The organism is Nostoc cf. edaphicum LEGE 07299 (genome assembly GCF_015207245.1).
GTDB lineage: Bacteria > Cyanobacteriota > Cyanobacteriia > Cyanobacteriales > Nostocaceae > Nostoc > Nostoc edaphicum_B.
Map to the genome: position 1 here is coordinate 1 of NZ_JADEXF010000370.1, position 4984 is coordinate 4984.

Consider the following 4984-nt stretch of genomic DNA (forward strand, 5'->3'; position numbering starts at 1 on the left):
AGAAACTGAAAATAGAGAAACTCCAGCGACTTCGACTAGACAAACTCCAGCAACTTCGACTAGAGAAACTCCAGCAACTTCGACTAGAGAAACTCCAGCAACTTCGACTAGAGAAACTCCAGCAACTTCAACTAGAGAAACTCCAGCGACTTCGACTATAGAAACTCCAGCAACTTCGACTCGAGGAGCATCGGTAGCAATAGTAGCTCCCTTATCCAGAGATGAAGTGATTAGCTTGATACAATCAAAAGGATTTCGACAAGATGCTTTACCCGACGTTATCGCTTTATACAGGGGAAGCAACACAAAACAATTAGACCCAAGTTTTCTTGTCCACAATTCGGAACTTGAGCCAGCACAACTTTTGGCTAGCTTGATAATCGATCAGAATGGCAACTTTCAACAGGCTGTTGTTCTAGAAATAGAACCAGCAAAACTGCAAAGTGAAAAAAGTACATACGAGCAAGTCCTCAATGAAGTTTTCAAAACAGAAAACTTTCTTGCTGCCCACAATAACGATGGCACAAAACCAGAATTGAGCAATTTGTATGTCAGGATCAAAATGCAACCCGCAAATTCCAACTAAATGCTTGAATTTTTACAGAAACTATGTTAAGTTTATAGGGTTGGAAATTTGCGGGCGTAGTTTAGTGGTAAAACTATAGCCTTCCAAGCTATTAATGCGGGTTCGATTCCCGCCGCCCGCTTAAAAAAAAACTCTTAAATATACGAGTACAAAAACCTAAGTCTGAATTTTAGTAAAATAATTAGTTAAACAGCAATTCAGAATTTTTTGCAGCGTGCAGAAATAAATTGAAACTGAGAGTAGCCAAATTCTAGGATGAGGAATAAGCAACACTTTATTCAATAATATCCGCACTCTGGCTACCTCTTTGTTGTTTGATAGTTGACAGGACTCTGGAAAACGCCCAATAAGTTTTGATTTTTTGAATTTTAGAATTGCTGCTAATTAAGATTTTCTAGGCGAATGCGTGGATCGGCTGCTTTGAGCATCAAGTCGGCGATTAAATTGCCAACAATCAGCAGTACTGCGCCCATAACCAAGCTTGCCATTAATAAATATAAATCTTGAGCTTGTAAAGCCTGTAAAGCCAATCTTCCTAAACCAGGCCAGTTGAAGAAAAATTCGGCGATGAAGGCACCATTTAATAAACCAGCTAATTCAAAACCTAATAAAGTAATTAAGGGATTTATAGCGTTGCGGAGTGCATGAACATAGATGACGCGGTTTTCTGGTAAACCTTTGGCACGAGCCGTTTGGATGTAATCCTGACGCAGGACATCTAATAATTCGCCGCGAGTGATGCGTTGCAAACCAGCAAAACTAGTAATTGAGAGTGCAATGGTGGGTAAAATCATGTGCCAGCCGATATCTAAGATTCTGCCAAACCACGACAGTTCTGAGTGATTGATGCTAGTCATGCTACCCACTGGGAAAAATGGCGAGGTGATTTGGGCTAAAACCAGCAGCGCTAAGGCAGTGATGAAACTAGGAAAACCTTGTCCTGCGTAACTAATTACCTGTAAAATCCGGTCTGCTGGCTTATTTTGTTTGACAGCGGCAAATATCCCTAGAGGGATGGCGATCGCCCATGTGACAATTAAAGATGCGATCGCTAATAGCAAAGTCGCTGGTACTCGTTCCCACAACAGCGATGCCACTGAACGTTGATAAATAAAACTCGTGCCAAAATCCCCTTTGGTCAATATTCGCCATAGCCACAGTCCAAATTGCTCTGGCCAAGACTTATCTAGACCAAACTGCCGTTTGATTTCCTCAATTCTTTCTGGAGATATTTTCGGATTTTGCCGCAGCGTATCTACATAATCACCGGGAGCGAGTTGAATGATGAAAAACGACAACGCTGAGGCTAACAACAAAGTTAGCAGTGCCTGCAATAGCCGCTTTGCCACATAAACAAAAGTTTCGCTCGTGACTAGCCCGATTAGCCAATCCCGACCTGTCTCCAAGGAAATTTTCGTAGATGTCATTTATATTTTGTCCTTTGTCATTTGTCCTTTGTCATTTATATTTTGTCCTTTGTCATTTGTCCTTTGCCAGTTGTTTTTCTATTGACCAATACTTCTCTACGAGAGGCTGCACCAACGACTACGCGGTAGTTGAGCGCAGTCGAAACTCAGTACAAGTGACTAATGACCAACGACTAATGACTAATATTCAATTAAAGAGATAATCGGCACGTCCGGTAAATGTGTACGCCCTTGTAAATCCCGTAGCTCGATAATAAACCCAAATCCTACTAGTTCGCAGCCAATCTTCTGTAACAATTTTGCTGTGGCACTCGCTGTTCCACCTGTGGCAATCAAATCGTCCACAATCAAAACTCGGCTACCTTGGTGTAAAGCGTCTTGATGCACTTCTAGGCAGTCTGTACCATACTCTAGTTGATATTCAATGGAGTGAACGGCTGCTGGTAACTTCCCTTTTTTGCGGATGGGAATAAAACCAGCCCCTAATTTATAAGCCAGAGGCGAACCAAAAATGAATCCTCTCGACTCCATACCAATGACATAATCGGCTGTTATTCCAGCTTCATGGCATTTTTGTGTTAAAAAGTCAATAGTGTAGCGCAGTCCCTCTGGATCGCGCAGTAACGTAGTAATATCCCGAAATAAAATTCCGGGTTTCGGGAAATCTGGAATGTCACGAACGAGAGACTTTAAATCCATAAAATGGGGAATAAAGGAGTGGGGAATGGGGAATGGGGCATGAGGTAGAAAAATTAATAAGCAATGCCCAATGCCTAATGCTCAATACAACTCTTGGAGAGGCTACGCCAACGACTTCTCTACGAGAGGCTACGCGTTAGCGGAGCTTTCGCTTTAGCGATACGCTCAGTACAAGTGCCCAATTTCAGATACCTGAAAAATCGTACACTATAATGTCATACGCTGGGGGTCAATTGGAGGTCGAGGCTAAAGCTTCGCTTTTCATTGACGATAATTAGAATCTAAACCAAGCTATAAAAGGTATTTCACTAATAAATGAGGTGAATTTAGTTATGTTTTAAAATTTTGATTTCAATATAGGGAAAACTTTGAGTAGAAAGAGTTAAGTAATGTATATATCAGGTAGTCATGCTACTGCCACAAGTCTTGGCTACCGATCTTAAATTTGTTTTATCTAGTCTGTTGGAACCGCACAAGGTATTTATAGAATGAATGTTTCAGCAAGTTTAACGCCGTTCAACAGTCCAACCCAAGACTCACTGCCGATGATTCTGGACACTTTACCAGATCCTGCGATCGCTTCCAAAACGTGTCCTCGGAGAACTAGGCTGCAAATTGACCTAATTTTACTGGCAATTGAAGCTTTAGAACTTGGTGGTTCGGAAGCAATCCTGGCTTTTGCTCAAGAGTTGGATCTTAAAGGAATTGTTAAAGACAGGGTGAATTTATGGCGGATGCGTAGCTCTAACCCGCTACGAAGAGCGCACATGCGCCGTCCCTTAACTATTATGGAAGCAAAAGCTTTAGTGGTCATTGCTTGCTACATAGCACGGCGTTTAACTGTTGTCATCCGCCAGTTATTAATGATATGTCAACAAATGGAAGAAAAACAGATTCCATTAGAACAGAATTTGCGGCTATCTAATTATTTAGAGCGGTTTAGAGCGCATTTTAAAAGCCGGATGAATGCTAGACGTTCTGGTGTACTAGCATTAACTTCTGATGAAAAATTAGATGCGCTAGCAATAAACTTGTTAGGACAATTACTATTTTGTACTGGTACTGCTGGAATGCAGCGGTTCTGGATTAGTCTTTTTGACGGTGAAGTGGAATGAATATTCAACGTAAGTACAGTCTACCTAATTGTACTCTTCTTTTAGAAGGGTTAAGTGATGTCACTAGGGCTGCACAGTTCCAGGAAATGCGCCCAGAATTATCAATATTGGTAAATGCAGAATGCTATTTATCTGGTTACAATCAACCCCTAACAGGAGGGCGAGAATTTTTTGAAAGTTTGGTGAGGGCTGTTAGTGGTTATGCCCAAGAATTTCTGAGTACTGTACCCAATCCGCAAGCACACAACCAGGAATCGGAGCTAGTAGAGTTTCAAAAAATTGACGGCAACCGCCACAGGTTAATCATACATTCAGAGAATGCTCCAGAGGGGTTCGAGTCTCACTCTAATAATTCTAAGCGTCCGCCTATTGAAATAGATTTGAATACGGTACAGTTATTTGATTTGGTAGAAGCAGTGGATCAGTTTTTTGCTGATACCCAGACTTTACCAGAATTATCCCTAGAACTGCAACCAGTTACTAGACGTTATGGCGGTGCCAGTCAGGCTGTAATTAGGCAGGCTGTTCCTGCGGCTGTAGGAGTATCAAGTTTAGCAGTAGCAGCGATCGCATTTAACCTGATTCCACCTCCCCAAATTCGTCCACCGCAGCCTAAGCCAGATGAGCAAACTAGCTCTACAATAAAGAGCCTTAATCCTCCAGCATCAGCGGCTGCAACACCCATCGAGGCTGCAACACCGACGACACCACCCACAGCCAATGAAAAGCCAGTAGTTAAAGATTTAGAAGCACTTTTAAATACAGTTCCAGAAATTACCGATCCATCTCAGCTGCGTGCATTGAATCGTCAAGTGTATAACCAAGTTCATCCAGCTTGGACTAAGCGTTCAGGATTGCAACAGGATTTGATCTATCGTTTGGGTGTAGCTGCGGATGGAGCGATCGTTGGTTATAAAGCGGTGAATAAGGAGGCCAATCAAGGAATCGAGCAAACTCCTCTGCCTAACCTACTTTACAATCCTGCTAACCGCGCTCCCATTTCTAATGAACCAATCGCCCAATTCCGAATAGTGTTTACTACAAATGGTGTGCTGCAAGTTAGCCCTTGGCGAGGATATGCTAAGACACCAGAGGTCGTCGGTGCAAAAATTACTGACTCTAATATCACTAAAGGTTTAAATAAAAAGCTTTATAAT

At 42.0% G+C, this 4984-nt stretch carries 4 protein-coding genes, 1 tRNA gene and 1 pseudogene; 4 read left to right on the plus strand and 2 right to left on the minus strand.

Annotated elements, in window-relative coordinates; genetic code table 11:
- A pseudogene (locus tag IQ229_RS12750) lies at nucleotides 1-586 on the plus strand (hypothetical protein); the annotation flags it as partial.
- A 50-nt stretch (nucleotides 587-636) separates the two neighbouring features.
- Nucleotides 637-707: transfer RNA gene (locus IQ229_RS12755), tRNA-Gly, on the plus strand.
- A gap of 259 nt (nucleotides 708-966) precedes the next feature.
- Here the strand turns inward: IQ229_RS12755 and IQ229_RS12760 are convergent.
- Both IQ229_RS12760 and IQ229_RS12765 read right to left on the minus strand, forming a co-directional pair.
- Nucleotides 967-2013 carry an ABC transporter permease gene (locus tag IQ229_RS12760; protein ID WP_194044210.1) on the minus strand — a complete coding sequence of 349 codons (1047 nt, stop codon included), beginning with the start codon at nucleotides 2011-2013 and terminating at the stop codon, nucleotides 967-969.
- A gap of 180 nt (nucleotides 2014-2193) precedes the next feature.
- Complete coding sequence (locus IQ229_RS12765) at nucleotides 2194-2712, minus strand: adenine phosphoribosyltransferase (protein WP_194044212.1); 519 nt, start codon at nucleotides 2710-2712, stop codon at nucleotides 2194-2196.
- 488 nt (nucleotides 2713-3200) lie between these two features.
- Here IQ229_RS12765 and IQ229_RS12770 point away from each other — a divergent pair, with 488 nt between their 5' ends.
- Entirely contained in the window at nucleotides 3201-3827 is a 627-nt protein-coding gene (locus tag IQ229_RS12770) for a DUF3038 domain-containing protein (RefSeq protein WP_094350233.1), read from the plus strand.
- On the plus strand, nucleotides 3824-4984 hold a 1161-nt coding region (locus tag IQ229_RS12775), incomplete at its 3' end, for a DUF4335 domain-containing protein (RefSeq protein ID WP_194044214.1). The genes IQ229_RS12770 and IQ229_RS12775, both read left to right, overlap by 4 nt.

Coding starts and splice junctions, on each gene's coding strand:
- IQ229_RS12760 (WP_194044210.1), bottom strand. CDS start 2,013: ATGACATCTACGAAAATTTCCTTGGAGACAGGTCGGGATTGGCTAATC.
- IQ229_RS12765 (WP_194044212.1), bottom strand. CDS start 2,712: ATGGATTTAAAGTCTCTCGTTCGTGACATTCCAGATTTCCCGAAACCC.
- IQ229_RS12770 (WP_094350233.1), top strand. CDS start 3,201: ATGAATGTTTCAGCAAGTTTAACGCCGTTCAACAGTCCAACCCAAGAC.